This is a genomic window from Vogesella mureinivorans, from assembly GCF_007644035.1.
In the GTDB taxonomy this organism is placed as follows: domain Bacteria; phylum Pseudomonadota; class Gammaproteobacteria; order Burkholderiales; family Chromobacteriaceae; genus Vogesella; species Vogesella mureinivorans.
The window spans coordinates 1-254 of sequence record NZ_VMTV02000018.1; the positions used below are offsets into that span (position 1 = coordinate 1).

Sequence of the window (254 nt, forward strand, 5' to 3'; positions counted from 1 at the left end):
TGTTGACTACACAGACTACATCAACGAGCAAACTTTGCACGTTTCGCAAGCTGCTTGGTTCTCCCGTTCAATTGACTGCCAAAACTTGACAGGTAAGAAAGCTGTGGTGTTTGGCGACAGCACCCACGCCGCCGCTATCACCAAAATTCTGTCAAGAGAAATGGGAATTCACGTTGTTTGGGCGGGTACTTATTGTAAGTACGATGCTGAGTGGTTCAAAGAGCAGGTGGGCGAATACTGCGATGAAGTAATTG

At 47.2% G+C, this 254-nt stretch carries 1 protein-coding gene; it reads left to right on the forward strand.

The features are described from left to right. A partial coding sequence (locus FLQ44_RS25490) for a nitrogenase component 1 (protein WP_206208589.1) occupies positions 1–254 on the forward strand: 254 nt, incomplete at both ends.